This is a genomic window from Pseudomonas sp. CFBP 8772 (genome assembly GCF_014841665.1).
Taxonomy (GTDB): domain Bacteria; phylum Pseudomonadota; class Gammaproteobacteria; order Pseudomonadales; family Pseudomonadaceae; genus Aquipseudomonas; species Aquipseudomonas graminis_B.
The window spans coordinates 93,714-118,604 of record NZ_JACYUI010000009.1 but is presented as its reverse complement, the minus strand read 5'-3'; the positions used below and the strand labels follow the sequence as shown (position 1 = coordinate 118,604).

Genomic DNA, 24,891 nt, shown 5'->3' with positions numbered 1-24,891 from the left:
TAGGCAGGGAATGCACTGGCCTCTTCGCGAGCAAGCTCGCTCCCACAGGAATGGTGTTTGCTGCCTCAGGCGTCGACCGTCAGCTGCTGCTGCTCACCCAACCCTTCAATCCCCAGACGCATGGTCTGGCCGGCGCGCAGGAAAACCGGTTCCGGCTTGATGCCCAGGCCCACGCCCGGCGGTGTGCCGGTTGAAATCACGTCGCCCGGTTGCAGGCTCATGAACTGGCTCAGGTAGCTCACCAGCTTGGGAATCTGGAAAATCATCGTGCGCGTATTGCCGTTCTGGTAGCGCTTGCCGTCGACTTCCAGCCACAGGTTGAGCTGATGGGGGTCGGCGATTTCATCGCGGGTCACCAGCCATGGGCCGATCGGGCCGAAGGTGTCGCAACCCTTGCCCTTGTCCCAGGTGCCGCCGCGCTCGAGCTGGAATTCACGCTCGGACACGTCGTTGATCACGCAATAACCCGCCACGTGCTCCAGCGCATCGGCCTCGTCGATGTAGCGACCACCCTTGCCGATGACCACGCCCAGCTCGACCTCCCAATCGGTCTTCTTCGAGTTGCGCGGGATTTCCACGTTGTCGTTGGGGCCGACGATGGCGCTGGTCCACTTGTTGAAAATGATCGGCTCTTTCGGAATGTCGGCGCCGGTTTCAGCGGCGTGGTCGGCGTAGTTCAGGCCGATGCAGATGAACTTGCCGATCTTGCCTACGCACGGGCCGAGGCGCGGAGTGCCCTCGACCAGCGGCAGGCTGTTGATGTCCTGGGACTGCAAGTGCGCGATGCTTTCCGGGCTCAGGGCGGTGCCCGACAGGTCGCCGATGAGATCGGTCAGATCGCGAATGCGGCCGTTGCTGTCCAGCAGGCCAGGGCGTTCTTGACCGGGTTCGCCGTAACGCAGCAATTTCATGGGGAGTCCTCTAAATGGTGATTGATCAGAAATCGGTTTAACGAATATGCGGGATTGGCGGCGGACTCAATTGCTCCAGCCGCCGTCGATGATTTGCGCAGTGCCGGTGGTAAAACCGCTGGCGGACGACCCGAGGTACAGCGCCAGTTGGGCAATTTCCTCGGGCGTACCCAGGCGTCCCATAGGTTGGCGGGCTTCGAACGCGGCGTACACCTCGGCCTTTTCCCGTCCCTCGCGCGCGGCCTGATCGGCCACCCGCTGACGCAGGGAAGGGGATTCCACGGTGCCGGGGCAAATGCAGTTGCAGCGGATGTTCTGCCCGACGAAATCAGCAGCGACCGAACGGGTGATGCCGATCACGGCGGCCTTGCTCGCGCAGTAGGCGAAGCGGTTGGGCACGCCCTTGATGGCCGAGGCGACCGACGACATATTGATGATCGAGCCGCCACCGTTGGCCAGCATTGCCGGCAGAAACGCGCGGATCATCTTGTACATCGCGGTGACGTTGAGGTCGAAGGCGAAGCGCCAGTCGTCTTCGGAGCATTCGAGGATGTTGCCGCTGTGCACCACGCCTGCGCAGTTGAACAGTACGTCCAGCGCGCCCACTTCGGCGGCCAGCCGTTCGATGGCGGCGTGGTCGTTGACGTCGAGCACGCGCTTGTGCACGCCTTGCAGATGGTCCAGCGCTGCACCGTTGATGTCGATGGCGAAGACTTCCGCGCCGGCCTTCAGGTAGGCCTCGACGCTGGCTTGACCGATGCCCTGGGCGGCGGCCGTGATGAGCACTCGCTTACCGGTGAGGTCCATGTTGATCCCTTGTTTTTATTGTTGAGACGACCTGCCTGGCTATCAAGCGGTTCAGGTCTGCTGACCGGGCCACGGAGGCCGCATTCAGGCGACGACGACGCACGCTAACCCCATCGGGTTTTGCTATGCTCCGATCACTGCAGCGCTCCAATGGTCAGGCCATTGGTCCTGTTTTTAGCACTTGTCATGGGCCGCAACAAGGCCATTTGTCGATCCAGTGCGCTGAAAATTTCCGAGCCGATTCCCCATGCCAATCCAAGTAATTGATAACCAGAGACTTTATCGCCAGATCGCCGATCAGCTGCGTGCGCTGATCGACAGCGGCGAGTTTCCACCGGGCAGCCGCCTGCCGGCCGAACGTGAATTGGCGAAGATGCTGGGGGTGAGCAGGGCGTCGGTGCGTGAGGCGATGATTGCCCTTGAGGTAATCGGGCTGGTGGATGTGCGGGTGGGCAATGGCGTGCTGGTCTGCGAACCGCCGGGGCAGAAGCTGTCCGATGAACCGGTGATGACCCAGGTCACCCGCGATCAGTGGAAGGACGTCGACCCGGAGCTGGGCATCGAGGTGGATTTCAGCGCGGAGATTCCGCCGTTTGCCCTGCTTCAGGCGCGTCGGCTGATCGAACCGGAAGCGGCGGCGCTTGCCGCGCAAAACGCCAGCGATGAAGAACTCGACGCGATCCGCGAGGCCTTCGAACGCAACGCCCGGGACAACCGCGAGCATTCCCACACCCACCCCGGCGATCGCCTGTTCCACATCCGCATCGCCCAGGCCTCGGGCAACCCGGCCTATGGGCTGATGATTAAGCACCTGCTCGGGCATCAGTACGGCAGCATGTTCCAGCGCTTGCAGGCCCACTACACTTCCGACGACATGCCGTTCCGCTCCGAGCACGAACACCGCCTGATCCTCGATGCCTTGCAACACCGCGATGCAGAAGCTGCGAGGCAGGCGATGGCGGGGCATCTGGATGAAGTGATCCGCATCTTCAGCCGGGGCGGGGTGTAGGTTAAGTTACGCCACGAGTTCCCGGTTGACGGCTCCCACAAGGAGGGCGTATCCCAGAAAAAATGATGGCGGTCATGCCGGCCTCTTCCCGGCTAAAGCCAGTCCTACGGTGGGTACGCAGCAGGTCTGTAGGACCGGCTTCAGCCGGGAAGCTTTTGATGTTGATGTTGATGTTGATGTTGATGTTGATGTTGATCTGCTTTTGACCTTCATACGCAAAAAGTCCAGTCACCGCCAAACGCGACTTGGGTGCAGGCTGAACGCAGGTCTCGCGCAGTGGGCCGAGCCGCATGGATGCGGCGAGAGCGCCGTCAGGACATGGATGTTCGTTCGGCGCGGGCCCACGGAGCGAGACCGGAGTGAAGGAACCCTGACGAAGGAAGGGCCCAACCAGGAGCAAAAGCCCTTGGTTACTTGGGGCTTTATCAAGTAACTCGCCGAAGGCGAAACCCGAGGCCGTTAGGCCGACGCACTTTCATCGAACTTCACCCATCCGTCGAGCGCGACACCTCTTCCCATTCCGCAAACTCGGCTTCCAGCTGCGCGAGCTTTTCCCGCACCAGCTTCAACGCATCGCTGCCCAGCAACAAGTGCGCGGGCGGGGTGGGGCTATCAATCAGCTTGAGCATCGCGTCCGCCGCCTTGACCGGATCCCCCGGCTGCTTGCCGCTGCGTTCTTCGCGGGCCTTGCGGATCGGGTCGAAGCTGGCGTCGTAGTCGGCAATCTGCCGCGCAGTCCGCTGCATCGAACGCCCGGCCCAGTCCGTGCGGAAGGAACCCGGCGCTACGGCCGTGACAAACACATTGAAGGGCTTCAACTCCTTGCTCAGGGATTCGGAAATGCCTTCCAGCGCAAACTTGCTGCCGTGGTAGTAGGAAATCCCCGGCATCGTGATGAAGCCGCCCATGGAGGTGACGTTGAGGATGTGCCCGCTGCGGCGCTGGCGGAACAGCGGCACGAAGGCCTTGATGATCGCCACCGCGCCAAATACGTTGACGTCGAACTGCCGACGCAAATCCTCCAGCGGCGACTCTTCCAGAATGCCTTCGTGACCATAGCCGGCGTTGTTGACCAGCACGTCGATGGGCCCGAATGCGGTGTCGGCCTCGGCGACCACGCGGTCGATGTCGTCGAAGTCGGTGACGTCCAGCAGCACGCCGTGGGCGCGACCGGGTGCCTGGGCTTCGAATGCCTGAACGGCGTCTTCATTGCGCAGGGTGCCGATCACCGTATGACCCGCCGCCAGCGCCTGTTGCGCCAGCGCTTGACCGAAGCCGCTGCTGACACCGGTGATGAACAGGGTTTTTGATGTGCTCATTGTGGGTTTCCTCTCGGGGCCGAAGCCGTTGATCGATGGTCGATGCTCGAAGTCCCCCATGGTAGGAACCCTGGGCGCCAAACCGATGACCCAGTCCTGCGCGATGATTGCCTGATTCTGCGCTGGCTGGATTGACGACGCTTAAGGCCGCGGATTGGCCGTGTTCTTCGTCACTAACCGCAAGCCGCTCGCCAGACTGCCCACCGCCGCAAAGCCGGCGCCAATGCTCAACGCCAACACCGGGCCGTGGGTGCTGGAAATGCCGAAACTCAAGGCCACCAACGCCGCGCCCGTGGCCTGGCCAATCAGGCGTGCCGTCGCAATCGTGCCGCTGGCGCCGCTGGAGCGCTCCTTCGGGGCGCTGGTCATCAGCGCTTTCTGGTTCGGCGCCTGGAAGAAACCGAAGCCGATTCCGCACAGGATCATCCGCGCGATGATGGAGATTACGCTGGCGTCGGCCGGCATAGTCGCCAGGGAAATCATCCCCATACAGAGAATCGCCAGCCCGATCCCGCCCAGCAGCCCCGGCGCATAACGGTCTGACAGGCGCCCGGCGAACGGCGCGATCATGGCCACCACCACCGACCATGGGGTCATGAGAAACCCGGTCTGGATCGGGTCGCGGCCCAGGGTGCTTTCAAAAAAGAACGGCAGTGAGACAAACGCCAGCCCTTGGGTGGCGAACGAACAGAACGCCGTCAGCGCCGACAACGCGAACATCGGCCGCTTGAGCAAATCCAGCGGGAACATCGGCGCAGGGTGCCCGACCTCGCGCTTGAGCATCAGCGCGCCGCCCACCAGAAAAACCGCCAGGGCGATCAGCACGCTGGCCATGGAGCCCAGTTGCGCCGCCTGACTCAGGGCAAAGATCAGCGCGCCGAAGGTGACGACGTTGAGCACGGCGGTGACGCGGTCGAAGGTCAGTGTGCCGAGACGGGTCGCGGGCAGCGAATTCCAGGCGAACACCAGGGCGAACAGGCCGATGGGCAGGTTGATCGCGAACAGCCACGGCCAACTCGCCACCGACAACACCAGCGAGGCCACGGTCGGGCCGATGGAGAACGAGGTGCCGACCACCAGCGCGTTCATGCCCAGTCCGCGGCCGAGCCGTTCGTGGGGGAAGATCGAGCCGATCAGCGCGGCGTTGACGCTCATGATCGCGCTGGCGCCGATGCCCTGCAGCACGCGAGCGATGGTCAACGTAGGCAATGACCAGGACAGCGCGCACAACGCCGACGACACCACGAACAGAATCAGCCCGCCCAGATACACCTTGCGATGGCCAAGCACGCCGCCCAGCGCCGCAAACGGCAACAGCGTGGCGACGGCGGCGAGCTGGTAGGCGTTGATGATCCACACCGACGCCGCCGGTGAGGCGTTCAAATCAGCCGCGATGGCGGGGAGGGCGGTGTTGGCGATGGCGGTGTCGAGGGTGGCCAGGGCGATGGACATCAGAATCGCCGCCATGCCGCGAAACTCGCGGGGTGTGAGTTTATTACCGACGCGCGGGGCATCCTGAGTGGCGGGCTGGACCATTATCGACAACGCTCCGGGGATGAACTTCAGGCAAGTCTGCGGGCGCAGACCAAGGCGTGATGGTGCCGTTTTGTTAGGGTGCCATGCAATGGAATATCCGCCAGACCGAGCGGGTGGCGGAGCTGTTAGATCCGAACCAGGTCAGAGGCAGCGGTGAGAATCCCGTGGGAGCGAGCTTGCTCGCGAAGACTTAAGCCAAGCCCTTGAAGATCCAGCGGCTGTACCGACCTCTTCGTGGGCAAGCTCACTCCCGCATGGACCTGGGCGGGATCCGACCCGGCAATCAAACCCATCGGCCTGATCCGGCTATCTGATTTTCAAACCGCCCTCAACCTCCGGCGGTATCAATGTCCTTGTCCAGCTCACCCGTCTGCAGCTCCTCTTTTGTGGTGTCCGGCGACTCATGCTCTTCAGGCTCGAAATCAGGCGTGAAACTGTTCTCGTCGGTCAGGTTGCCGTTGTTCTCCTGACTCCGCGCGCCGTCCTCGGACTGGCTTTGCGACCCGCCCTGGTTCTTCATCGCATCGTTCTGCGCCAGGCTGCTATCCGGCGTCTCAGGATTAATCGCCGGGTCGTTACGGTTGACGGTTTGATCATTGTTCTGGGTAGCCATATGCACCTCTTCTGTCATATCCCGTTCACAGGACTTACAGATATCGAGGGCAACGGCGCGCAAGGGTTCGATCCATGTGCTGACTGGCAATGTCGCGGCTTCATTTACCCGATCGTTCCCCCGCTCCGCGTGGTAACACCGCCTTGGACGCTCTGCGTCCAGCAAGACCTGTGATCACGCCAGGTATCTGACGCGGAACGTCACAGGATGCGTTCGCACGCGGAGCGGGGGAACGATCAGCAACAGCAAAAATGTCCGGCGCCCACACCGGCCTCTTCCCGGCTAAAGCCGGTCCCACAAAAAAGCGACGCGTGCACTCAGTAGGACCGGCTTCAGCCGGGAAGCTTTTGATTTGCTTTTGATCTTCCTACACAAAAAGTCCAGACGACACCCATCGCGACTTGGGTGCAGGCCGAACGCAGACGACGCGCAGTGGGCCGAGCCGCATGGATGCGGCGAGAGCGCCGTCAGGACATGGATGTCCGTTCGGCGCGGGCCCACGGAGCGTCGTCGAAGTGAGGGTATTCCGACGAAGGAGGAACCTAGCCAGGAGCAAGCACCCTTGGTTACTTGGGGTGCTTTTCCAAGTAACTCGCCGAAGGCGAAACGTCTGCCCTTAGGCAGACGCTCTTGATCCTGATCTTGATCCTAAAAAAGCCCTCAGATAACCGCCAGGATCGCCTCGGTCACAGCCCCGATATTCCCCTGATTCAACGCCGCTACACAAATCCGCCCGGTATCCAACGCATAAATCCCGAACTCATTGCGCAACCGATGAACCTGCGCCGTCGTCAGACCCGAATACGAAAACATCCCCCGCTGCCGCGCGACAAAACTGAAATCCTGCCCCGCCGCATTATTCGCCAGACGCTGCGTCATCTCCTCACGCATCCCGCGAATCCGCAGGCGCATCTCGCCCAGCTCCTCCTCCCACTTGGCACGCAACTCAGGGCTGTTCAACACCGTCGCCACAATCGACGCGCCATGGGTCGGCGGGTTCGAATAGTTCGTACGGATCACACGCTTCACCTGAGACAACACCCGCGCCGTCTCTTCCTTCGAATCCGTCACGATCGACAACGCACCGACCCGCTCGCCATACAGCGAAAACGACTTCGAAAACGAACTGGAAGCAAAGAACGTCATGCCGCTGTCAGCGAACAAACGCACCGCCGCTGCGTCCTCGTCAATCCCGTCACCGAAGCCCTGATACGCCATGTCCAGAAACGGCACATGACCCTTGGCCTTCAGCACCTCAAGCACCTTCTTCCAGTCTTCCAGGGTCAGGTCAACGCCAGTGGGGTTATGGCAGCAGGCGTGCAGCACGACGATCGAGCCGGACGGCAGGTTCTGCAGATCCTCCAGCATGCCCGTGCGGTTCACGTCATGGGTGGCGGCGTCGTAGTAACGGTAGTTCTGCACCGGGAAACCGGCGGTTTCGAACAGCGCGCGGTGGTTTTCCCAGCTTGGGTCGCTGATCGCCACAACGGCGTCAGGGGAGAGCTGCTTGAGGAAGTCCGCGCCGATTTTCAGAGCGCCCGTACCGCCTACCGCCTGGACGGTCATTACCTGACCCGAAGCCAGCAGCGGCGACCCGGCGCCGAACAGCAGGGTTTGCACGGCCTTGTCGTAGGCAGCGATGCCGTCGATGGGCAGGTAGCCGCGGGGCAGGTGTTGGGCCACCCGGTTTTCTTCCGCTTCGACAACGGCGCGCAGCAGCGGAATTTTCCCTTCTTCGTTGCTGTAAACGCCGACACCCAGATTGACCTTGGTCGTGCGGGTATCGGCGTTGAATGCTTCGTTGAGGCCCAGGATTGGATCGCGTGGTGCCATTTCGACAGCGGAGAACAGGCTCATTGTGCGGGGGCTCTGAATGGGGAGTGAATGGGTCGCGTCGCTCCAGCCGATTGCACTAGAGCGGTGCACAAACGGGGAGCAAGTATAAAGGCCTGCGCCAGTGCGGGCGACAGTCCCGCGCAGGTTTTTCAGGGTTTTTCGCGAAATTTTTCGACCGTTAGTCCTGTGCCGCGGACTAATCTGCGGAGGGTGGCTTGAAAGGTGGCGCCGTCGACTCCACTTGTAGTCCCATCACTTCTTTTATGTACGTCTTTTCCCTGACGGGATCAGCCGTCCGTGCTCAATTGCGTTGCTGCGGGATTCATCCGGCAGTGGCCCCTCCAGAGGTACGTTATGTCCGAGTTTCAGCTCGTTACCCGTTTTGAGCCGGCCGGCGATCAACCGGAGGCGATTCGTCAGTTGGTTGAAGGCATCGACGCCGGCCTGTCGCACCAGACCCTGCTCGGTGTAACCGGTTCGGGCAAGACCTTCAGCATCGCCAACGTCATTCAGCAAGTGCAGCGCCCGACCCTGGTGCTGGCGCCGAACAAGACCCTGGCCGCCCAGCTGTACGGCGAGTTCAAGGCCTTTTTTCCGAACAACTCGGTCGAGTACTTCGTTTCCTACTACGACTACTACCAGCCGGAAGCCTACGTGCCGTCGTCGGACACCTTCATCGAGAAGGATGCGTCGATCAACGACCACATCGAGCAGATGCGCCTTTCCGCGACCAAAGCGCTGCTGGAGCGCAAAGACTCGATCATCGTCACCACGGTGTCGTGCATTTATGGTCTGGGCAGTCCGGAAACCTACCTGCGCATGGTTCTGCATGTGGATCGCGGCGACAAGCTCGACCAGCGCGCTTTGCTGCGTCGCCTGGCCGACCTGCAATACACCCGCAACGACATGGATTTCGCCCGGGCGACCTTCCGGGTGCGCGGCGACGTGATCGACGTGTTCCCGGCGGAATCGGACCTGGAAGCCATCCGCATCGAGCTGTTCGATGATGAGGTCGAGAGCCTTTCTGCCTTCGATCCGCTGACCGGGGAGGTGATTCGCAAACTGCCGCGCTTCACCTTCTACCCGAAGAGCCATTACGTGACCCCGCGGGAAACGCTGCTGGAGGCGATGGAAGGCATCAAGGTCGAGCTGAACGAGCGTCTGGAATACCTGCGGGGCGCCAACAAGCTGGTGGAAGCCCAGCGTCTGGAGCAGCGCACCCGTTTCGACCTGGAGATGATCCTCGAGCTGGGTTACTGCAACGGCATCGAAAACTACTCGCGCTACCTGTCCGGGCGTCCGTCTGGCGCGCCGCCGCCAACGCTCTACGACTACCTGCCCGCTGACGCGCTGCTGGTGATCGACGAATCCCACGTCAGCGTGCCCCAGGTCGGGGCCATGTATAAGGGCGACCGTTCGCGCAAAGAGACGCTGGTGGAATACGGTTTCCGCCTGCCATCGGCGCTGGACAACCGGCCGATGCGTTTCGATGAGTGGGAAAACGTCAGCCCGCAGACCATTTTCGTCTCAGCGACGCCGGGTAACTACGAAGCCGAGCACGCGGGCCGCATCGTCGAGCAAGTGGTGCGGCCGACCGGTCTGGTCGACCCGCAGATCGAGATCCGTCCGGCGCTGACTCAGGTCGACGACCTGCTCTCGGAGATCCACAAGCGCGTGGCGATCGAGGAGCGGGTGCTGGTGACCACGCTGACCAAGCGCATGTCCGAAGACCTCACCGATTACCTGGCCGACCACGGCGTGCGCGTGCGTTACCTGCACTCGGACATCGACACCGTCGAGCGCGTCGAGATCATCCGCGACCTGCGGCTGGGCACCTTCGATGTGCTGGTGGGGATCAACTTGCTGCGCGAAGGCCTGGACATGCCGGAGGTGTCGCTGGTGGCGATTCTGGATGCCGACAAGGAAGGCTTCCTGCGTTCCGAGCGCTCGCTGATCCAGACCATCGGCCGGGCCGCGCGTAACCTCAACGGCCGCGCGATCCTGTACGCCGATCGCATCACGGGGTCCATGGAGCGTGCGATCGAAGAAACCGATCGTCGTCGCGAAAAGCAGATCGCGTTCAACCTGGCCAACGGCATCACGCCGAAAAGCGTGATCAAGGACGTCGCCGACATCATGGAAGGCGCCACCGTGCCCGGCTCGCGCAGCAAGAAGCGCAAAGGCATGGCCAAAGCCGCCGAAGAGAACGCCAAGTACGAGGCCGAACTGCGCTCGCCGAGCGAAATCACCAAACGCATTCGTCAGCTGGAAGAGAAGATGTACCAACTGGCCCGCGACCTGGAGTTCGAAGCCGCGGCACAAATGCGTGACGAGATCGGCAAACTGCGCGAGCGCCTGCTGGCAGTTTGAGGACTCGCGGGAGTGACCGGGGTGGCGCTCCCACACGATCCCGGTTGACTTGGAATCTCGGCCACGCCGCTGGGCCTTGTGGGAGTGAGGTTGCTCACGAAGGCTGGTCCTGCAGATGGAGATGCGGCGGATGTGCCGACGCTTTCGCGAGCAAGCTCGCTCCCACAGGGGTTGTGTTCGACTTGGCATCTCGGTCACGCCGCTGAACCTTGTGGGAGTGAGCTTGCTCACGAATGCGTTCTCGGCGTTTCAGGGCGGCTTAATGCGCCGCGCCACTCTCGACCCCCGAAGGCAACTTCCGCGTCAACAGCACCGCCAGCATGCTCACCCCCAGCGCAATCCCGACAAAATGAAACGCGTCGTTGTAGGCCATGATCGCCGCCTGTTGATGGGCGATCTCGCTGAGCTTGCCCAACGCCGCCGTTTCACTGCCCAACCGGTCGGTGAGCATCGCCATGCGTTCGGCGACTTGCGGGTTGGCGGGGGAGATCGACTCGCGCAAATAGTCGAAGTAGGTCTTGGTCCGCGCGTCCAGCAACGTCGCCAGCAGCGCAATGCCGATGGCGCCGCCCAGATTCCGCAGAATGTTAAACAGGCTCGACGCCGACCCCGCGTCCTGGGGCTGAATGAACGCTGTGGCGATCAGCGAAATAGTCACCATGATCAGCGGCTGACCCAGCGCCCGCACGAGCTGAATCTGATTGAACTGCGGCCCGGCGAAATCCGGATTGAGCACGCCGGACGAAAAGCTCGCCAGCCCGAACAAGCCAAACCCCAGCGTACACAGCAGCTTCGGCGAGATCACCTTCATCAGTTGCGGCACCAGCGGAATCAGAAACAGCTGGGGCACGCCCATCCACATGATCACCTCACCGATCTGCTGGGCGTTGTAGCCCTGAATCTGCGCCAGGTACAGCGGCAGCAGATAGATCGAGCCATACAGTCCGACGCCCATGCCCACGCTGGAAATACTCGACAGCCCAAAATTGCGGTTGCCGAGAATGCCCAGGTTGATCAGCGGTTTGTCCTTGGAAAACTGAATGATCACGAAGCTGATCAGGCTCACCAGCGCAATGCTGCCCAGGCTGACGATCAGGTTCGATTCCAGCCAGTCCTTGCGATGCCCCTCTTCAAGAAACACCTGCAGGCAACCCAGCCCGACCCCCAGGGTGAGGATGCCGGCGTAGTCGGTGCTCTTGAGCAATTCCCAGTGGGGCGCCTTTTTCTCCAGTCCGTAGAGCAGGCCGCCGATCATCACCAGCCCTGGCGGGATGTTGATGTAAAAGATGTACTCCCAGCCGAAGTTCTCCGTCAGCCAGCCGCCCAGGGTCGGGCCTATGGACGGGGCGAAGGTGGCGGTCATGGCGAACAGCGCCATACCTTTGGCCCGGTGATGCTCCGGCAGTTTGATCAAGGTCAGGGTGAACGCCAGCGGGATCAGCGCGCCGCCGGTGAAGCCCTGCAGGGCACGGAAGACGATCATGCTCTCCAGGCTCCAGGCCATCGAGCAGAGCAGGGACGACAGCAGAAACCCCACCGACACCCAGACCGCCAGGCGCCGCGCCGAGAGCAACTGCACCAACCAGGCCGTCAGCGGGATCATGATGATTTCCGCGACGAGGTACGAGGTGGAAATCCACGAGCCTTCTTCCAGTGTCGCCGACAGCGCGCCCTGAATGTCCTTGAGCGACGAGTTGGTGATCTGGATATCGAGGACCGCCATGAACGCGCCAAGCATGACGCTCATCACGGCAATCCAGTCGCGCCGGGTCGGTTCGCCAACCGGGCGGATCAGCTCGTCACTGGCCATGTCGGGCGTCGTTCGGCGGCCGGATATCGACTGAAACGGTCACCGACATGCCCGGGCGGATCTTGCCGTGCAGCGGGTTGTCCGGCGCGAAAGTCAGCTTGACCGGGATGCGCTGCACGACTTTGGTGAAGTTGCCGGTGGCGTTGTCCGGCGGCAGCAGGCTGAACTGCGCACCGGAGGCGGCAAACAGGCTGTCGACGCGGCCCTCGATGGGCGTGCCGGGAAAGCTGTCGAAGGTCAGCTGGCCGACCTGACCGATCTCCATGTGCTCGATCTGGGTTTCCTTGAAATTGGCCTGCACCCAGATGTCCTGGTCCGGCACGATCGACAGCAGATACGCGCCGGCCTGAACGAACTGGCCACTGCGCGCCGCCCTCTGGCCGACCAGCCCGCTGAGGGGCGAGTGGATCTCGGTGCGCTGCACATTAATCTGCGCCTGGACCAGGTCGGCTCGAGCGGTGGCGATCTGCGCGTCGAGGCGCTTGATCTCGGCGTTCAGCGCGTTGACCTGCTGGCGCTGACTCTGGGCATCGGCCTGGGCCTTGGTGACCTGGGAGCGGGCGACGTTGCTGTCGGCGGTCATGGTGGTCACCTGGGCTTCCGAGACGAAGCCCGGGGTGCGCAGCTTTTGCAGCCGCGCCAGGTCCAGTTGCGTGCGCCCGAGGGTCGCCTGATTCGCTTGCACCTGCGCATCGCTGGCGGCGATCAGGCTCGACTGCTGGGTCAAGCGACTCTGTGCCTGCAGGCGCTCCGCTTCGCGGGTTGCCAGGGTCGCTTGGGCCCGGTCGATGGCAAGGCGAAAATCATCCGGCTCAAGCCGCACCAGCAACTGGCCTTTTTCCACGTGCTGGTTGTCTTGCACCAACACCTCGTTGATCCGCGCGCCAAGCTGGCTGGACACCCGGGTGATTTCACCCTGCACGTAGGCGTTGTCGGTGGACTCGTGAAAGCGTCCTTTCAGGTACCACTGGGCGAAGAAGGCGAGGGCGATCAGCAGGACCACCCCGAAGAAGATGAACAGGCGGCGCTTGAGTTGGGCGGGCATGGGCGTTCTGGATTATTGGAATGTACGCAAATTTATCAGGGTTGGCGGTCTGGCACCTAGCCATCGTCGCGATCATGACCGCCACTGATGGCGCGGCATTCGTTGCAACACGCGTGGCGACGTGTGCCGGGCGGCGAGGGCGTGGCTGCCTGTCCTGCCATTACCACGATTCTGCGCTCCATCAAGCGTCCGCGCTGGAGCCGCGCAGCCCGCGCCTGTTAACATTCGCGGCTTGTTCGACCTATCCGGGATTTTCCATGACCACCGTTCGCACCCGCATCGCGCCATCGCCCACCGGCGACCCCCACGTTGGCACGGCCTACATCGCGCTGTTCAACTATTGCTTCGCCAAGCAGCATGGCGGCGAATTCATCCTGCGCATTGAAGACACCGATCAACTGCGCTCGACCCGCGAGTCCGAACAACAGATTTTCGACGCCCTGCGCTGGCTTGGCATCGAGTGGAGCGAAGGCCCCGACGTCGGCGGTCCCCATGGTCCGTATCGCCAGAGCGAGCGCGGCGACATCTACAAGAAGTACGTGCAGGAACTGGTCGACGCCGGTCATGCCTTCCCGTGCTTCTGCACCGCTGAAGAGCTGGACCAGATGCGCGCCGAGCAGACCGCCCGGGGCGAAACCCCGCGCTACGACGGCCGCGCGCTGCTGCTGTCGAAAGAAGAAGTCGAGCGCCGCCTGGCCGCCGGCGAACCCCATGTGATCCGCATGAAGGTGCCGAGCGAAGGCGTCTGCGTGGTACCGGACATCCTCCGTGGCGAAGTCGAAATCCCGTGGGACCGCATGGACATGCAGGTCCTGATGAAGACCGACGGCCTGCCGACCTACTTCCTGGCCAACGTCGTCGACGACCACCTGATGGGCATCACCCACGTGCTGCGCGGCGAAGAGTGGCTGCCGTCGGCACCGAAGCTGATCCTGCTCTACGAGTACTTCGGCTGGGAAAAGCCGGCGCTGTGCTACATGCCGCTGCTGCGTAACCCGGACAAGAGCAAACTCTCCAAGCGCAAGAATCCGACTTCGGTGACGTTCTACGAGCGCATGGGCTTCATGCCGGAAGCGATGCTCAACTACCTCGGTCGCATGGGCTGGTCGATGCCCGACGAGCGCGAAAAGTTCTCGCTGGACGAAATGGTCGAACACTTCGATCTGACCCGCGTGTCCCTGGGCGGGCCGATCTTCGACATCGAGAAACTGTCGTGGCTCAACGGCCAATGGCTGCGTGAGCTGCCGGTGGAAGAGTTCGCCACCCGCGTGCAGAAGTGGGCGTTCAACAGCGACTACATGATGAAGATCGCCCCCCACGTTCAGGGCCGCGTCGAGACGTTCAGCCAGATCGCACCGCTGGGCGGCTTCTTCTTCGCCGGTGGCGTGACGCCGGACGCGAAGCTGTTCGAACACAAGAAGCTGTCGCCGGAACAGGTGCGTCAGGTCATCCAGCTGATTCTGTGGAAGCTGGAGTCCCTGCGTCAGTGGGAGAAGGACAAGATCACCGGTTGCATTCAGGCAGTGGTCGAGCACCTGGAACTGAAGCTGCGGGACGCCATGCCACTGATGTTCGCCGCCATCACCGGTCAGGCGAATTCGGTATCGGTCACCGACGCCATGGAGATTCTGGGCCCGGACCTGACCCGTTTCCGTCTGCGCCAGGCGCTGGACATGCTGGGCGGGGTGTCGAAGAAAGAGAACAAAGAATGGGAGAAGCTGCTCGGCGCCATCGGCTGAGTGACCACCTGAACTAGCCAGGGCCATTGAGCGATGGCCCGTTGGCCGGCGTGGGCCGGTTTTCCGGGAGGCGGTAAGTGATTGTTATCCCGGAAAATTCTTTTGGAATTGTTTGAAAAAGAGTTTGACAGCTTTGTGGGTCGCACTTAATATGCGCCCCGTCCACACGGCAACGCAGAAATACGCGGTAACGCGGCGTTCTACGTAAGTGTATTGTGGGGCTTTAGCTCAGCTGGGAGAGCGCCTGCATGGCATGCAGGAGGTCAGCGGTTCGATCCCGCTAAGCTCCACCAAATTAGAAGCTTCAAGGTTTGCTTTACTGCCTTGAAGTTTGTCCCGCTCCGGAACCAGCACCGAGGCGGTACGCAAGGGTTACGTCCCCTTCGTCTAGTGGCCTAGGACACCGCCCTTTCACGGCGGTAACAGGGGTTCGAGTCCCCTAGGGGACGCCAGTTTTACCGAGTGAGGCTTTAGAGCTGATCTCCGCCGAGAGGCGTAAATCCGGGGCTATAGCTCAGCTGGGAGAGCGCCTGCATGGCATGCAGGAGGTCAGCGGTTCGATCCCGCTTAGCTCCACCAATTTCTGCCAGGGTTCGTCAGTTGTCATCGGCGAATCTGCTCGAAGGTTTTGCGTCCCCTTCGTCTAGTGGCCTAGGACACCGCCCTTTCACGGCGGTAACAGGGGTTCGAGTCCCCTAGGGGACGCCACGATTTCTCGCTCTGCGAGACCAAGGGTCATTCGATTATTGAATGACCCTTTTGTTTTTCCGGGGTTTGGTTCCAGACCCTGCCTTTCTTTGCCTCTCTCTTCGTTCATCTGCCCATCGTTCATCCCAAGCACCGGTGTCGTCCTTGCCAATGCACATGATGAGGATAATATTATCGCCATTATCCCGGAGGCGGTCATGAACGATAAAAAAGCACAGACCCGCGAACGCATTCTCACAGCTGCCAGCACCGCGTTGATCGCCCGCGGCCCGATCGAACCCAGCGTCAACGAGATCATGGGCGCAGCCGGGCTGACGGTAGGCGGCTTCTACGCGCATTTCGACAGCAAGGAAGCGCTGATGCTTGAAGCGTTCCGCCAGTTGCTGGCGGAACGCCGTGAGATGGTCGCCGGCATCGACGGTCAATTGCCGGGTGAGGAGCGTCGCGCGCTGCTGGCCGCGTTTTACCTGTCGCGCAGGCATCGCGACGCCGAAGAGCACGCGTGCCCGTTGCCGACAGCGATCGGGGAGATGGCGCGTCTGTCCGAGGATTTTCGCAACGCCCTGGCGGAACACGTCGAACTGATGGTGGCACAGCTCGCTGCCAGCCCTGAAGAATCCGACAAGACCCTGGCCGATATCGCATTGATGGTCGGCGGCCTGGCCCTCGCCCGAGCCCTGGGGCCCGGTGAACTATCAGACCGCGTGCTCCGGGCGGCGAAGTCCGCGGTGCTGTGATGCCATTGTAGGACCGGCTTCAGCCGGGGAGAGGCCAGCGTGGGCACCCGCAATTTTGCAGCGTGACATCCGAAGCCTTCCCGGCTAAAGCCAGTCCTACAGAACTCCCACGCACCCCGTAGGACTGGCTTCCGGCGGCTGAGGGGACTCGGCGGCTGAGGGGACTGATTTATTTACATCGCTTCACCGTAAATTAATCTGTCCCCGGCTGGACCATTTCTTGTCCGATGCTTTTAGTTACACTGCCCGGGTGATGAATTTGATAGGGCATTAAGAAATGGTCTGGGATCTGGCAACGCCGTTCGTCATCGATCTGCAGGTGGGCGAGGAGGATATCGACGGCCTGGGTCACGCCAACAACGCGGTGTATGTCACCTGGCTCGAACGCTGCGCATGGCGGCATTCCCAGCAACTGGGCCTGGACCTGACCGAGTACCGTCGACTCGACCGGGCCATGGCCGTGGTGCGGCATGAGATCGACTACTTGGCCAGCGCCTATCAGGATGACGAACTGCAACTGGCGACCTGGATCGTCGACTGGGATCAACGCCTGAAAATGACCCGGCGCTTCCAGCTCAAGCGGCCCAGTGATGGCGTGACCTTGCTGCGCGCGCAGACCACCTTCGTCTGCATCGAACTGTCGTCGGGCAAACCCAAGCGCATGCCGAGCGAGTTCATCGACGGCTACGCCGCAGGCTTGCACAGCGCGGTCTCCTGACGCTCGGCGCGCGTAAACCGTATCCAATCCGCCGGCCTCTGCGTAAACTGCCGGACTTTTTTTCGAGTGTGACCCCATGCAAATTGCCCTGGCACCCATGGAAGGCCTGGTCGACGACATCCTGCGTGACGTGCTGACCCAAGTCGGCGGCATCGACTGGTGCGTGACCGAATTCATCCGGGTGACCGAGCGCGTGTTGCCGGAGCATTACTTCCACAAGCTCGCGTCCGAGCTGTTGCAGGGCTCGAAGACCCGCGCCGGCGTGCCCTTGCGTGTGCAGCTACTGGGGTCGGACCCAGTATGTCTGGCCGAGAACGCAGCCTTCGCGGCCGAACTGGGGGCGCCGGTCATCGACCTGAATTTTGGCTGCCCCGCCAAGACCGTCAACAAATCCCGAGGCGGGGCGGTGTTGCTCAAGGAGCCGGAGCTGCTGCACACCATCCTCAGTCACGTACGCCGCGCCGTGCCTGCGCACATTCCGGTCACCGCCAAGATGCGCCTGGGCTACGACAGCACTGAACCGGCGCTGGATTGCGCCCGGGCCCTGGAAGCGGGCGGCGCGGAGCACATCGTCGTCCACGCCCGCACCAAGGTCGACGGCTACAAGCCGCCGGCGCACTGGGAGTGGATTGGCAAGATTCAGGACGTGGTGAAGATTCCGATTATCGCCAACGGCGAGATCTGGACCGTCGACGACTGGCGCCGCTGCCGGGAGATCTGTGGCGCCCGCGACATCATGATCGGCCGCGGTCTGGTGGCGCGTCCGGACCTGGGCCGGCAGATCGCCGCGGCGCAAGCCGGGCGTGAGGTCATCCCCATGACTTGGGCCGAATTGCAGCCCCTGCTGCGGGATTTCTGGTTGCAGGCCATGGCCAAGATGACCCGCGTTCAAGCGCCGGGCCGCCTCAAGCAGTGGGTGGTCCTGCTCACCAAAAGCTACCCCGAAGCGACCGTCCTGTTCGATGCCCTGCGCCGCGAAACCGACTGCGAGCGGATCAGCCAGATGCTCGGTGTGAGCGTGCCGGAAGCCGCCTGAAAATTTTTTTGCACGACTCTTGAAACGCAAATGGCCGTCCCTATTTTGGGATTACGCGATGCCGAAGTCGGGTCGCGGCGATAACCACTTGCTGATTTATCAGGAGATTTTCAGATGACTACTGCATTTTCCCTGGCTCCACTGTTCCGTCACTCCGTTGGCTTTGACCGCTTCAATGACCTGTTCGAGTCGGCGGCGCGCAACGAGTCGGCCAGCAGCTACCCTCCCTACAACGTCGAGAAACACGCTGATCACCAATACCGCATTGTCATCGCGGCAGCGGGTTTCCAGGAGGAAGACCTGGAGCTGCAAGTCGAGAAGGGCGTACTGACCGTCACCGGCAACAAGCGCGAGAATATGGCGGAAGGCGTGACCTTTCTGCACCAGGGCATCGCCCAGCGTGCCTTCAAGCTGTCGTTCCGCCTGGCTGACCACATTGAGGTCAAGAACGCTGCTTTGGCCAATGGCCTGTTGAACATTGACCTGCTGCGTCTGGTGCCTGAAGAGGCCAAGCCAAAACGCATCCAGATCAATGCCCAGAAAACCCTGACTCACTGAACCAGAGTCAGCGTGAGAAGGCGCCCTGCGGGGCGCCTTTTTTGTGCGCGCTCAGCGCGCGGGCGATTGCTCCAGCCCTGCAGCTTGCGCATCCAGCAGCGCCATGAACGCCCGCGCCGCGTTAGACAGCGTGCGTTCGGTGTGGACGATATACCCCAACTGCCGCCGTAACTGGACACCCGGCAACGGGATGGGGGTGACTTGCTCGTCGAGCATGGTCCGGGGCAGCACGCTCCAGGCCAGTCCGATGGACACCATCATCTTGATCGTCTCCATATAGTTGGTGCTCATGGCGATATTCGGCTTCAGCCCCTGCGACTCACAGAGCTCGCTGACGATGTGGTGGGTGAAGGTGTTCTCGCCCGGAAACACCGCCGGGTAGCGGGCGAGGTCGGCCAGGCTGACGTTTTTCCGGGTCGCCAGCGGGTGCTCGGGCGCGGCGACGAAATCCAGCGGGTCGTCCCAGACCTTGACGGCTTTCACCAGCGCGTGGGGCTCGGGTGCCAAGGTGATCACCGCCAGCTCCGCACGGCCGTGGAGGATTTCTTCGTAGGCCACTTCCGAATCGAGAAACTGAATGTCCAGCGCGACGTCCGGGTAGGTCTTGGTAAACGCCCTTAACAGCGTAGGCAACCGGTGCAAACCGATGTGGTGACTGGTCGCCAGAGTCAGCCGCCCGGTGACCTCGCCGGTCAGGTTGGTCAGCGCGCGACGGGTGTCGTCCAGCACATTGAGGATCTGATAAGCGCGGGGGAGCAGGGCGCGTCCGGCTTCGGTCAGACTGACCTCACGGCCCAGCCGATCAAAAAGCCGCACGTCCAGTTGCTGCTCCAGACCGGCGATGCGCTTGCTGACCGCCGGCTGAGTCAGGTGCAGGCGCTCGCCAGCGGCCGAGAAGCTGCCCATCTCGGCGATGGCAATGAAGGCATTGAGATTAGCCAGATCCATCTCGGATTCCTGTTGGTTATGCAAAGCATGAAAAATATGAATTTGAGTTATTTAAGCATATTCCATAGCATCACCCCCACAAGCCAAGGGTCTTTACGGTGTCATCTCGACATCGGCGGCCGGGGCATAGAAATACGCTGATGAGGAACCGTCTGATGGCCGGCAAAACGCTCTACGACAAGCTCTGGGATTCGCATTTGGTCAAGCAGCGCGACGATGGCTCTGCGCTGCTCTACATCGACCGTCACATCATCCACGAAGTGACGTCGCCTCAGGCTTTCGAAGGCTTGCGCCTGGCCGGACGCACACCATGGCGCATCGACGCCAACGTCGCCACCGTCGACCATAACGTGCCGACCACCCCCGACCGCAAGGACGGCGTCGACGCCATCGTCGATCAAGTGTCGCGCTTGCAGGTCAAGACCCTGGATGACAACTGCGACGAGTACGGCATCACCGAATTCAAGATGAACGACATCCGTCAGGGCATCGTTCACGTGATCGGCCCGGAGCAGGGCGCGACCTTGCCGGGCATGACCGTGGTCTGCGGCGACTCGCATACGTCCACCCACGGCGCATTCGGCGCGCTGGCCCACGGCATCGGCACTTCCGAGGTCGAGCACGTCCTCGCGACTCAGTGTTTGGTCGCGAAGAAAATGAAGAACATGCAAGTGAAGGTCGAAGGCAAGCTGCCGTTCGGCGTCACGGCCAAGGACATCGTCCTCGCCATCATCGGCAAGATCGGCACCGCCGGCGGCAACGGCCATGCCATCGAATTCGCCGGCAGCGCCATTCGCGACCTGTCCGTCGAAGGCCGCATGACCATCTGCAACATGTCCATCGAAGCCGGCGCCCGTGTGGGTCTGGTGGCGACCGATGAAAAGACCATTGCCTACGTGAAGGGTCGTCCTTTCGCACCGACTGCCGAGCAGTGGGACGCAGCCGTCGAGGCCTGGAAAGACCTGGTGTCCGACGACGACGCGGTGTTCGACACCGTGGTTGAGCTCGACGCGACCCAGATCAAACCGCAAGTCAGCTGGGGCACGTCGCCGGAAATGGTCGTGGCCGTGGATCAGCATGTGCCCGATCCGGCGCAGGAAGCCGATCTGGTCAAGCGTGGCTCGATCGAGCGCGCCTTGAAGTACATGGGCCTGAAAGCCAATCAGGCGATCACCGACATTCAGCTGGATCGCGTGTTCATCGGTTCGTGCACCAACTCGCGGATCGAGGACCTGCGCGCCGCAGCGGACATCGCCAAAGGCCGCAAAGTGGCGTCGACCATCAAGCAGGCGATCGTCGTGCCAGGCTCGGGTCTGGTGAAAGAACAGGCCGAGCGGGAAGGGCTGGACAAGGTCTTCATCGAAGCCGGCTTTGAGTGGCGAGAGCCGGGCTGCTCGATGTGCCTGGCGATGAACCCGGACCGCCTGGAGAGCGGCGAGCACTGCGCGTCCACCTCCAACCGCAACTTCGAAGGCCGTCAGGGCGCCGGTGGGCGTACTCACCTGGTCAGCCCGGCGATGGCAGCAGCGGCTGCGGTCAGCGGCCGTTTCGTCGACGTTCGCACCATGAGCCAGGCATAAGGAGCCCCGTATGAAGCCTTTTACCCAACACACCGGTCTGGTCGCTCCGCTGGATCGCGCCAACGTCGACACCGATCAGATCATCCCCAAGCAGTTCCTGAAGTCGATCCGCCGGACCGGCTTTGGCCCGAACCTGTTTGACGAGTGGCGCTACCTCGACGTGGGTCAGCCGTATCAGGACAACAGCAAGCGTCCGCTGAACCCGGATTTCGTGCTCAACGCCGAGCGTTACCAGGGCGCCAGCGTCCTGCTGGCCCGGGAAAACTTCGGCTGCGGCTCGAGCCGTGAGCACGCCCCATGGGCGCTGGAAGAGTACGGTTTTCGCAGCATCATTGCGCCGAGCTACGCTGACATCTTCTTCAACAACAGCTTCAAGAACGGCCTGCTGCCGATCATCCTGAGCGAAAGCGAAGTCGATGAGCTGTTCAAAGTGGTCGAGGCGACGCCGGGCTACCAGTTGAACGTGGACCTGCAAGCCCAGACCGTGACCCGTGAAGATGGCAAGGTCTACCACTTTGAAATCGACGCCTTCCGCAAGCACTGCCTGCTCAACGGCCTGGACGATATCGGCCTGACCCTGATGGACGGCGAGGCGATTGCCGCGTTCGAGAGCAAGCATCGCGCTTCGCAGCCGTGGCTGTTTCGCTGAGGGGCAGTTATTAGCTTCAAGCTTCAAGCTGCAAGCGGCAAATTGACCGCGGTGTGACTGCTGATTCTTGCAGCTCACCGCTTGGAGCTTGCCGCTCCCGAGTCGGCACCGATCACCGGCTCGACACGTATTCTGAAACGAGGGTTTTATGAGCAAGCAGATTCTGATTCTCCCAGGTGATGGTATCGGTCCGGAGATCATGGCCGAGGCGGTCAAGGTGCTGGAACTGGCCAGCGAGAAATATCAGCTGGGTTTCGAACTGAGCCACGACGTTATCGGCGGCGCGGCCATCGACAAACACGGCGTACCACTGGCAGATGAAACCCTCGAGCGCGCTCGCGCCGTTGATGCCGTGCTGCTCGGCGCCGTTGGCGGCCCGAAATGGGACGCCATCGACCGCGACATCCGTCCGGAGCGCGGCCTGCTGAAGATCCGCTCGCAACTGGGCCTGTTCGCCAACCTGCGTCCGGCGATTCTGTATCCGCAACTGGCCGATGCGTCCAGTCTGAAGCCTGAAATCGTCGCCGGCCTGGACATCCTCATCGTCCGTGAGTTGACCGGCGGTATCTACTTCGGCGCCCCGCGTGGCACCCGCGAGCTGGAAAACGGCGAGCGTCAGTCCTACGATACGTTGCCCTACAGCGAAAGCGAGATCCGCCGCATCGCCCGCGTCGGCTTCGACATGGCCCGTGTGCGCGGCAAGAAGCTCTGCTCGGTGGACAAGGCCAATGTGCTTGCGTCCAGCCAGTTGTGGCGTGAAATCGTCGAACAGGTAGCCAAGGATTACCCGGACGTTGAACTCAGCCACATTTACGTCGACAACGCTGCCATGCAGTTGGTCCGCGCACCGAAGCAGTTCGACGTGATCGTCACCGACAACATGTTCGGCGACATCCTCTCCGACGAAGCGTCGATGCTCACCGGCTCCATCGGCATGCTGCCGTCGGCGTCGCTGGATTCGAACAACAAGGGCATGTACGAGCCTTGCCACGGTTCGGCCCCGGACATCGCCGGCAAAGGCGTGGCCAACCCGCTGGCGACGATTCTGTCGGTGTCGATGATGCTGCGTTACAGCTTCAACGAGCACACCGCTGCCGACGCCATCGAGAAAGCCGTGAGCCTGGTGCTGGATCAGGGCTTGCGCACCGGCGACATCTGGTCTGAGGGCAATGCCCGGATCGGTACGCAGGAAATGGGCGACGCCGTAGTCGCCGCGCTGCGCAATCTGTAATATCTCGGGCCCACGACTGTCAGGTTGAGCCCAGTGGCTCTCTGCGGTCGGGGCCCCACTTTTAATTAAGGTGTAGTTGCGATGAAACGTGTAGGTCTGGTCGGTTGGCGCGGGATGGTCGGTTCCGTGCTCATGCAGCGCATGCTGGAAGAGCAGGATTTCGATCTCATTGAGCCGGTTTTTTTCACCACCTCCAACGTCGGCGGCCAAGGCCCGTCGGTGGGCAAGGACGTCGCGCCGCTGAAAGATGCCTACAGCATCGACGAGCTCAAGACCCTGGACGTGGTGCTGACCTGCCAGGGCGGCGACTACACCAACGAAGTCTTCCCCAAGTTGCGTGAAGCGGGCTGGCAGGGTTACTGGATCGACGCAGCGTCGTCCCTGCGCATGCAGGACGATGCGGTGATCATCCTTGATCCGGTCAACCGCAAGGTCATCGACCAGCAGCTGGATGCCGGCACCAAGAATTACATCGGCGGCAACTGCACCGTCAGCCTGATGCTGATGGGCCTGGGCGGGCTGTTCGAGGCCGGTCTGGTGGAGTGGATGAACGTCATGACGTATCAGGCCGCTTCCGGCGCCGGTGCGCAGAACATGCGTGAGTTGATCAAGCAGATGGGCGCGATCAATGCGTCGGTGGCCGATGAGCTGGCGAACCCTGCCAGTGCGATTCTGGACATCGATCGCAAAGTGGCTGACGCGATGCGCGGCGAGGGTTTCCCGACCGAGAATTTCGGGGTGCCGCTGGCGGGCAGTCTGATCCCGTGGATCGACAAGGAGCTGCCGAACGGTCAGAGCCGCGAGGAGTGGAAAGGGCAGGCGGAGACGAACAAAATTCTGGGTCGTTTCAAGAGCCCGATTCCGGTGGACGGCATTTGCGTGCGCATCGGTGCGATGCGTTGCCACAGTCAGGCGCTGACCATCAAGCTGAACAAGGATGTGCCAATCGCTGACATCGAGGGGATGATCAGTCAGCACAATCCCTGGGTGAAGCTGGTGCCGAATAATCGCGAAGCGAGCATTCAGGAGCTGAGCCCGACGTCGGTGACCGGGACGTTGAATATTCCGGTGGGGCGTCTGCGTAAGTTGAATATGGGTTCGCAGTATCTGGGCGCATTTACCGTGGGCGACCAGTTGTTGTGGGGCGCGGCGGAGCCGTTGCGTCGGATGCTTCGTATTCTGCTCGAGCGGTAATCACTGCTCGTAGGGGACTGATTTATTCTCGTAGGGGACTGATTTATTTACATAGCTTCACCGTAAATTAATCTGTCCCCGGATCTGCGGCTTGAGTTAGTACGCCAGGATCAAGAGCGTCTGCCTAAGGGCAGACGTTTCGCCTTCGGCGAGTTACTTGGAAAAGTCGAAAGTCGCACCATCCCCAAGTAACCAAGGGTGCTTGCTCCTGGTTTGGTTCCTCCTTCGTCGGAATCCCCTCACTCCGGTCCCGCTCCGAGGGCCCGCGCCGAACGGGCATCCATGCCCTGACGGCGCTCTCGCCGCATCCCTGCGGCTCGACCCACTCCGCGAGACCTCCGTTCAGCCTGCACCCAAGTCGCGATGGGTGTCGTCTGGACTTGCTGCGTAGAAGATCAAGATCAACAGCTTCCCGGCTGAAGCCGGTCCTACGGGTGCGCGCGTTCTGTTGGTGGGACTGGCTTTAGCCGGGAAGGGGCCGGCTCATTCACCATCAATTTCCCGGCGCGCCCACCGATGCTTTCCCGGCTGAAGCCG

At 61.8% G+C, this 24,891-nt stretch carries 20 protein-coding genes and 4 tRNA genes; 15 read left to right on the top strand and 9 right to left on the bottom strand.

Annotated elements, in window-relative coordinates:
- Window positions 1-65: 65 nt before the first annotated feature.
- Both IFT99_RS18590 and IFT99_RS18585 read right to left on the bottom strand, forming a co-directional pair.
- Window positions 66-911: a fumarylacetoacetate hydrolase family protein gene (locus tag IFT99_RS18590; protein WP_192134194.1), complete on the bottom strand. Its 846-nt coding sequence runs from the start codon at window positions 909-911 to the stop codon at window positions 66-68.
- A 66-nt stretch (window positions 912-977) separates the two neighbouring features.
- Entirely contained in the window at window positions 978-1,718 is a 741-nt protein-coding gene (locus tag IFT99_RS18585; protein WP_192134192.1) for an SDR family oxidoreductase, read from the bottom strand.
- A 247-nt stretch (window positions 1,719-1,965) separates the two neighbouring features.
- Between IFT99_RS18585 and IFT99_RS18580 the strand changes: the two genes are divergently transcribed.
- A complete protein-coding gene (locus IFT99_RS18580; RefSeq protein WP_192134190.1) occupies window positions 1,966-2,727 on the top strand; it encodes a FadR/GntR family transcriptional regulator in 762 nt (253 codons plus the stop codon).
- A gap of 485 nt (window positions 2,728-3,212) precedes the next feature.
- Here the strand turns inward: IFT99_RS18580 and IFT99_RS18575 are convergent, their stop codons facing one another.
- The 4 genes from IFT99_RS18575 to IFT99_RS18560 all read right to left on the bottom strand — a co-directional run bounded on the left by IFT99_RS18575 (window position 3,213) and on the right by IFT99_RS18560 (window position 8,052).
- On the bottom strand, window positions 3,213-4,046 hold the full coding sequence (locus IFT99_RS18575; protein WP_192134188.1) for an oxidoreductase: 834 nt from the start codon (window positions 4,044-4,046) through the stop codon (window positions 3,213-3,215).
- Window positions 4,047-4,187: 141 nt separating this feature from the next.
- Window positions 4,188-5,513, bottom strand: a complete 1,326-nt coding sequence (locus IFT99_RS18570; protein ID WP_192134329.1) for an MFS transporter — start codon at window positions 5,511-5,513, stop codon at window positions 4,188-4,190.
- A 397-nt stretch (window positions 5,514-5,910) separates the two neighbouring features.
- Entirely contained in the window at window positions 5,911-6,258 is a 348-nt protein-coding gene (locus IFT99_RS18565) for a hypothetical protein (RefSeq protein WP_192134186.1), read from the bottom strand.
- 597 nt (window positions 6,259-6,855) lie between these two features.
- Window positions 6,856-8,052, bottom strand: a complete 1,197-nt coding sequence (locus IFT99_RS18560; protein ID WP_192134184.1) for an amino acid aminotransferase — start codon at window positions 8,050-8,052, stop codon at window positions 6,856-6,858.
- Between the two features lie 333 nt (window positions 8,053-8,385).
- Between IFT99_RS18560 and uvrB the strand changes: the two genes are divergently transcribed.
- Window positions 8,386-10,401 carry an excinuclease ABC subunit UvrB gene (gene uvrB / locus IFT99_RS18555; protein WP_065986047.1) on the top strand — a complete coding sequence of 672 codons (2,016 nt, stop codon included), beginning with the start codon at window positions 8,386-8,388 and terminating at the stop codon, window positions 10,399-10,401.
- Between the two features lie 259 nt (window positions 10,402-10,660).
- Here the strand turns inward: uvrB and IFT99_RS18550 are convergent, their stop codons facing one another.
- Both IFT99_RS18550 and IFT99_RS18545 read right to left on the bottom strand, forming a co-directional pair.
- Window positions 10,661-12,151 (bottom strand): DHA2 family efflux MFS transporter permease subunit, encoded by a 1,491-nt coding sequence (locus IFT99_RS18550; RefSeq protein WP_192134327.1) that lies wholly within the window; start codon window positions 12,149-12,151, stop codon window positions 10,661-10,663.
- 49 nt (window positions 12,152-12,200) lie between these two features.
- Window positions 12,201-13,256, bottom strand: a complete 1,056-nt coding sequence (locus IFT99_RS18545; RefSeq protein WP_192134182.1) for an HlyD family secretion protein — start codon at window positions 13,254-13,256, stop codon at window positions 12,201-12,203.
- A 257-nt stretch (window positions 13,257-13,513) separates the two neighbouring features.
- Between IFT99_RS18545 and gltX the strand changes: the two genes are divergently transcribed.
- The 9 genes from gltX (at window position 13,514) to IFT99_RS18500 (ending at window position 18,752) form a co-directional block, all read left to right on the top strand.
- Window positions 13,514-14,995 carry a glutamate--tRNA ligase gene (gltX, locus tag IFT99_RS18540; protein WP_065986050.1) on the top strand — a complete coding sequence of 494 codons (1,482 nt, stop codon included), beginning with the start codon at window positions 13,514-13,516 and terminating at the stop codon, window positions 14,993-14,995.
- A 217-nt stretch (window positions 14,996-15,212) separates the two neighbouring features.
- Window positions 15,213-15,288: transfer RNA gene (locus IFT99_RS18535), tRNA-Ala, on the top strand.
- A gap of 83 nt (window positions 15,289-15,371) precedes the next feature.
- Window positions 15,372-15,447 (top strand) — tRNA-Glu (locus IFT99_RS18530).
- 51 nt (window positions 15,448-15,498) lie between these two features.
- Window positions 15,499-15,574: transfer RNA gene (locus IFT99_RS18525), tRNA-Ala, on the top strand.
- A 53-nt stretch (window positions 15,575-15,627) separates the two neighbouring features.
- A tRNA-Glu gene (locus IFT99_RS18520) sits at window positions 15,628-15,703 on the top strand.
- Between the two features lie 197 nt (window positions 15,704-15,900).
- Window positions 15,901-16,440 (top strand): TetR/AcrR family transcriptional regulator, encoded by a 540-nt coding sequence (locus IFT99_RS18515; RefSeq protein ID WP_192134180.1) that lies wholly within the window; start codon window positions 15,901-15,903, stop codon window positions 16,438-16,440.
- 277 nt (window positions 16,441-16,717) lie between these two features.
- Window positions 16,718-17,158, top strand: coding sequence for an acyl-CoA thioesterase (locus IFT99_RS18510; protein ID WP_192134178.1), 441 nt, complete (start codon window positions 16,718-16,720; stop codon window positions 17,156-17,158).
- Window positions 17,159-17,234: 76 nt separating this feature from the next.
- Complete coding sequence (locus IFT99_RS18505) at window positions 17,235-18,194, top strand: tRNA dihydrouridine synthase (RefSeq protein ID WP_065986053.1); 960 nt, start codon at window positions 17,235-17,237, stop codon at window positions 18,192-18,194.
- Window positions 18,195-18,308: 114 nt separating this feature from the next.
- Window positions 18,309-18,752, top strand: coding sequence for an Hsp20 family protein (locus IFT99_RS18500; protein ID WP_192134177.1), 444 nt, complete (start codon window positions 18,309-18,311; stop codon window positions 18,750-18,752).
- 51 nt (window positions 18,753-18,803) lie between these two features.
- Here IFT99_RS18500 and IFT99_RS18495 read toward each other — a convergent pair whose 3' ends face one another.
- Window positions 18,804-19,700, bottom strand: a complete 897-nt coding sequence (locus IFT99_RS18495; RefSeq protein ID WP_192134175.1) for a LysR family transcriptional regulator — start codon at window positions 19,698-19,700, stop codon at window positions 18,804-18,806.
- Between the two features lie 155 nt (window positions 19,701-19,855).
- Here IFT99_RS18495 and leuC point away from each other — a divergent pair, with 155 nt between their 5' ends.
- From leuC to asd, 4 genes are all read left to right on the top strand, one after another.
- Entirely contained in the window at window positions 19,856-21,280 is a 1,425-nt protein-coding gene (leuC, locus tag IFT99_RS18490) for a 3-isopropylmalate dehydratase large subunit (protein ID WP_192134173.1), read from the top strand.
- 10 nt (window positions 21,281-21,290) lie between these two features.
- Entirely contained in the window at window positions 21,291-21,929 is a 639-nt protein-coding gene (gene leuD / locus IFT99_RS18485; protein WP_065986057.1) for a 3-isopropylmalate dehydratase small subunit, read from the top strand.
- A 148-nt stretch (window positions 21,930-22,077) separates the two neighbouring features.
- The gene (gene leuB, locus IFT99_RS18480) at window positions 22,078-23,160 is read left to right on the top strand and encodes a 3-isopropylmalate dehydrogenase (RefSeq protein ID WP_192134171.1); all 1,083 of its coding nucleotides are present in this window, start codon (window positions 22,078-22,080) and stop codon (window positions 23,158-23,160) included.
- An 81-nt stretch (window positions 23,161-23,241) separates the two neighbouring features.
- A complete protein-coding gene (gene asd, locus IFT99_RS18475; protein ID WP_065986059.1) occupies window positions 23,242-24,354 on the top strand; it encodes an aspartate-semialdehyde dehydrogenase in 1,113 nt (370 codons plus the stop codon).
- Window positions 24,355-24,891: the final 537 nt, after the last annotated feature.

What these genes read in the sequence shown, in the direction of transcription:
- IFT99_RS18585 (WP_192134192.1), bottom strand. Translation starts at nt 1,718, where the DNA reads ATGGACCTCACCGGTAAGCGAGTGCTCATCACGGCCGCCGCCCAGGGC.
- gltX (WP_065986050.1), top strand. Translation starts at nt 13,514, where the DNA reads ATGACCACCGTTCGCACCCGCATCGCGCCATCGCCCACCGGCGACCCC.
- IFT99_RS18505 (WP_065986053.1), top strand. Translation starts at nt 17,235, where the DNA reads ATGCAAATTGCCCTGGCACCCATGGAAGGCCTGGTCGACGACATCCTG.
- leuD (WP_065986057.1), top strand. Translation starts at nt 21,291, where the DNA reads ATGAAGCCTTTTACCCAACACACCGGTCTGGTCGCTCCGCTGGATCGC.
- IFT99_RS18590 (WP_192134194.1), bottom strand. Translation starts at nt 911, where the DNA reads ATGAAATTGCTGCGTTACGGCGAACCCGGTCAAGAACGCCCTGGCCTG.
- uvrB (WP_065986047.1), top strand. Translation starts at nt 8,386, where the DNA reads ATGTCCGAGTTTCAGCTCGTTACCCGTTTTGAGCCGGCCGGCGATCAA.
- IFT99_RS18545 (WP_192134182.1), bottom strand. Translation starts at nt 13,256, where the DNA reads ATGCCCGCCCAACTCAAGCGCCGCCTGTTCATCTTCTTCGGGGTGGTC.
- IFT99_RS18510 (WP_192134178.1), top strand. Translation starts at nt 16,718, where the DNA reads ATGGTCTGGGATCTGGCAACGCCGTTCGTCATCGATCTGCAGGTGGGC.
- IFT99_RS18575 (WP_192134188.1), bottom strand. Translation starts at nt 4,046, where the DNA reads ATGAGCACATCAAAAACCCTGTTCATCACCGGTGTCAGCAGCGGCTTC.
- asd (WP_065986059.1), top strand. Translation starts at nt 23,242, where the DNA reads ATGAAACGTGTAGGTCTGGTCGGTTGGCGCGGGATGGTCGGTTCCGTG.
- leuC (WP_192134173.1), top strand. Translation starts at nt 19,856, where the DNA reads ATGGCCGGCAAAACGCTCTACGACAAGCTCTGGGATTCGCATTTGGTC.
- IFT99_RS18570 (WP_192134329.1), bottom strand. Translation starts at nt 5,513, where the DNA reads ATGGCGGCGATTCTGATGTCCATCGCCCTGGCCACCCTCGACACCGCC.
- IFT99_RS18515 (WP_192134180.1), top strand. Translation starts at nt 15,901, where the DNA reads ATGAACGATAAAAAAGCACAGACCCGCGAACGCATTCTCACAGCTGCC.
- IFT99_RS18560 (WP_192134184.1), bottom strand. Translation starts at nt 8,052, where the DNA reads ATGAGCCTGTTCTCCGCTGTCGAAATGGCACCACGCGATCCAATCCTG.
- IFT99_RS18495 (WP_192134175.1), bottom strand. Translation starts at nt 19,700, where the DNA reads ATGGATCTGGCTAATCTCAATGCCTTCATTGCCATCGCCGAGATGGGC.
- leuB (WP_192134171.1), top strand. Translation starts at nt 22,078, where the DNA reads ATGAGCAAGCAGATTCTGATTCTCCCAGGTGATGGTATCGGTCCGGAG.
- IFT99_RS18500 (WP_192134177.1), top strand. Translation starts at nt 18,309, where the DNA reads ATGACTACTGCATTTTCCCTGGCTCCACTGTTCCGTCACTCCGTTGGC.
- IFT99_RS18580 (WP_192134190.1), top strand. Translation starts at nt 1,966, where the DNA reads ATGCCAATCCAAGTAATTGATAACCAGAGACTTTATCGCCAGATCGCC.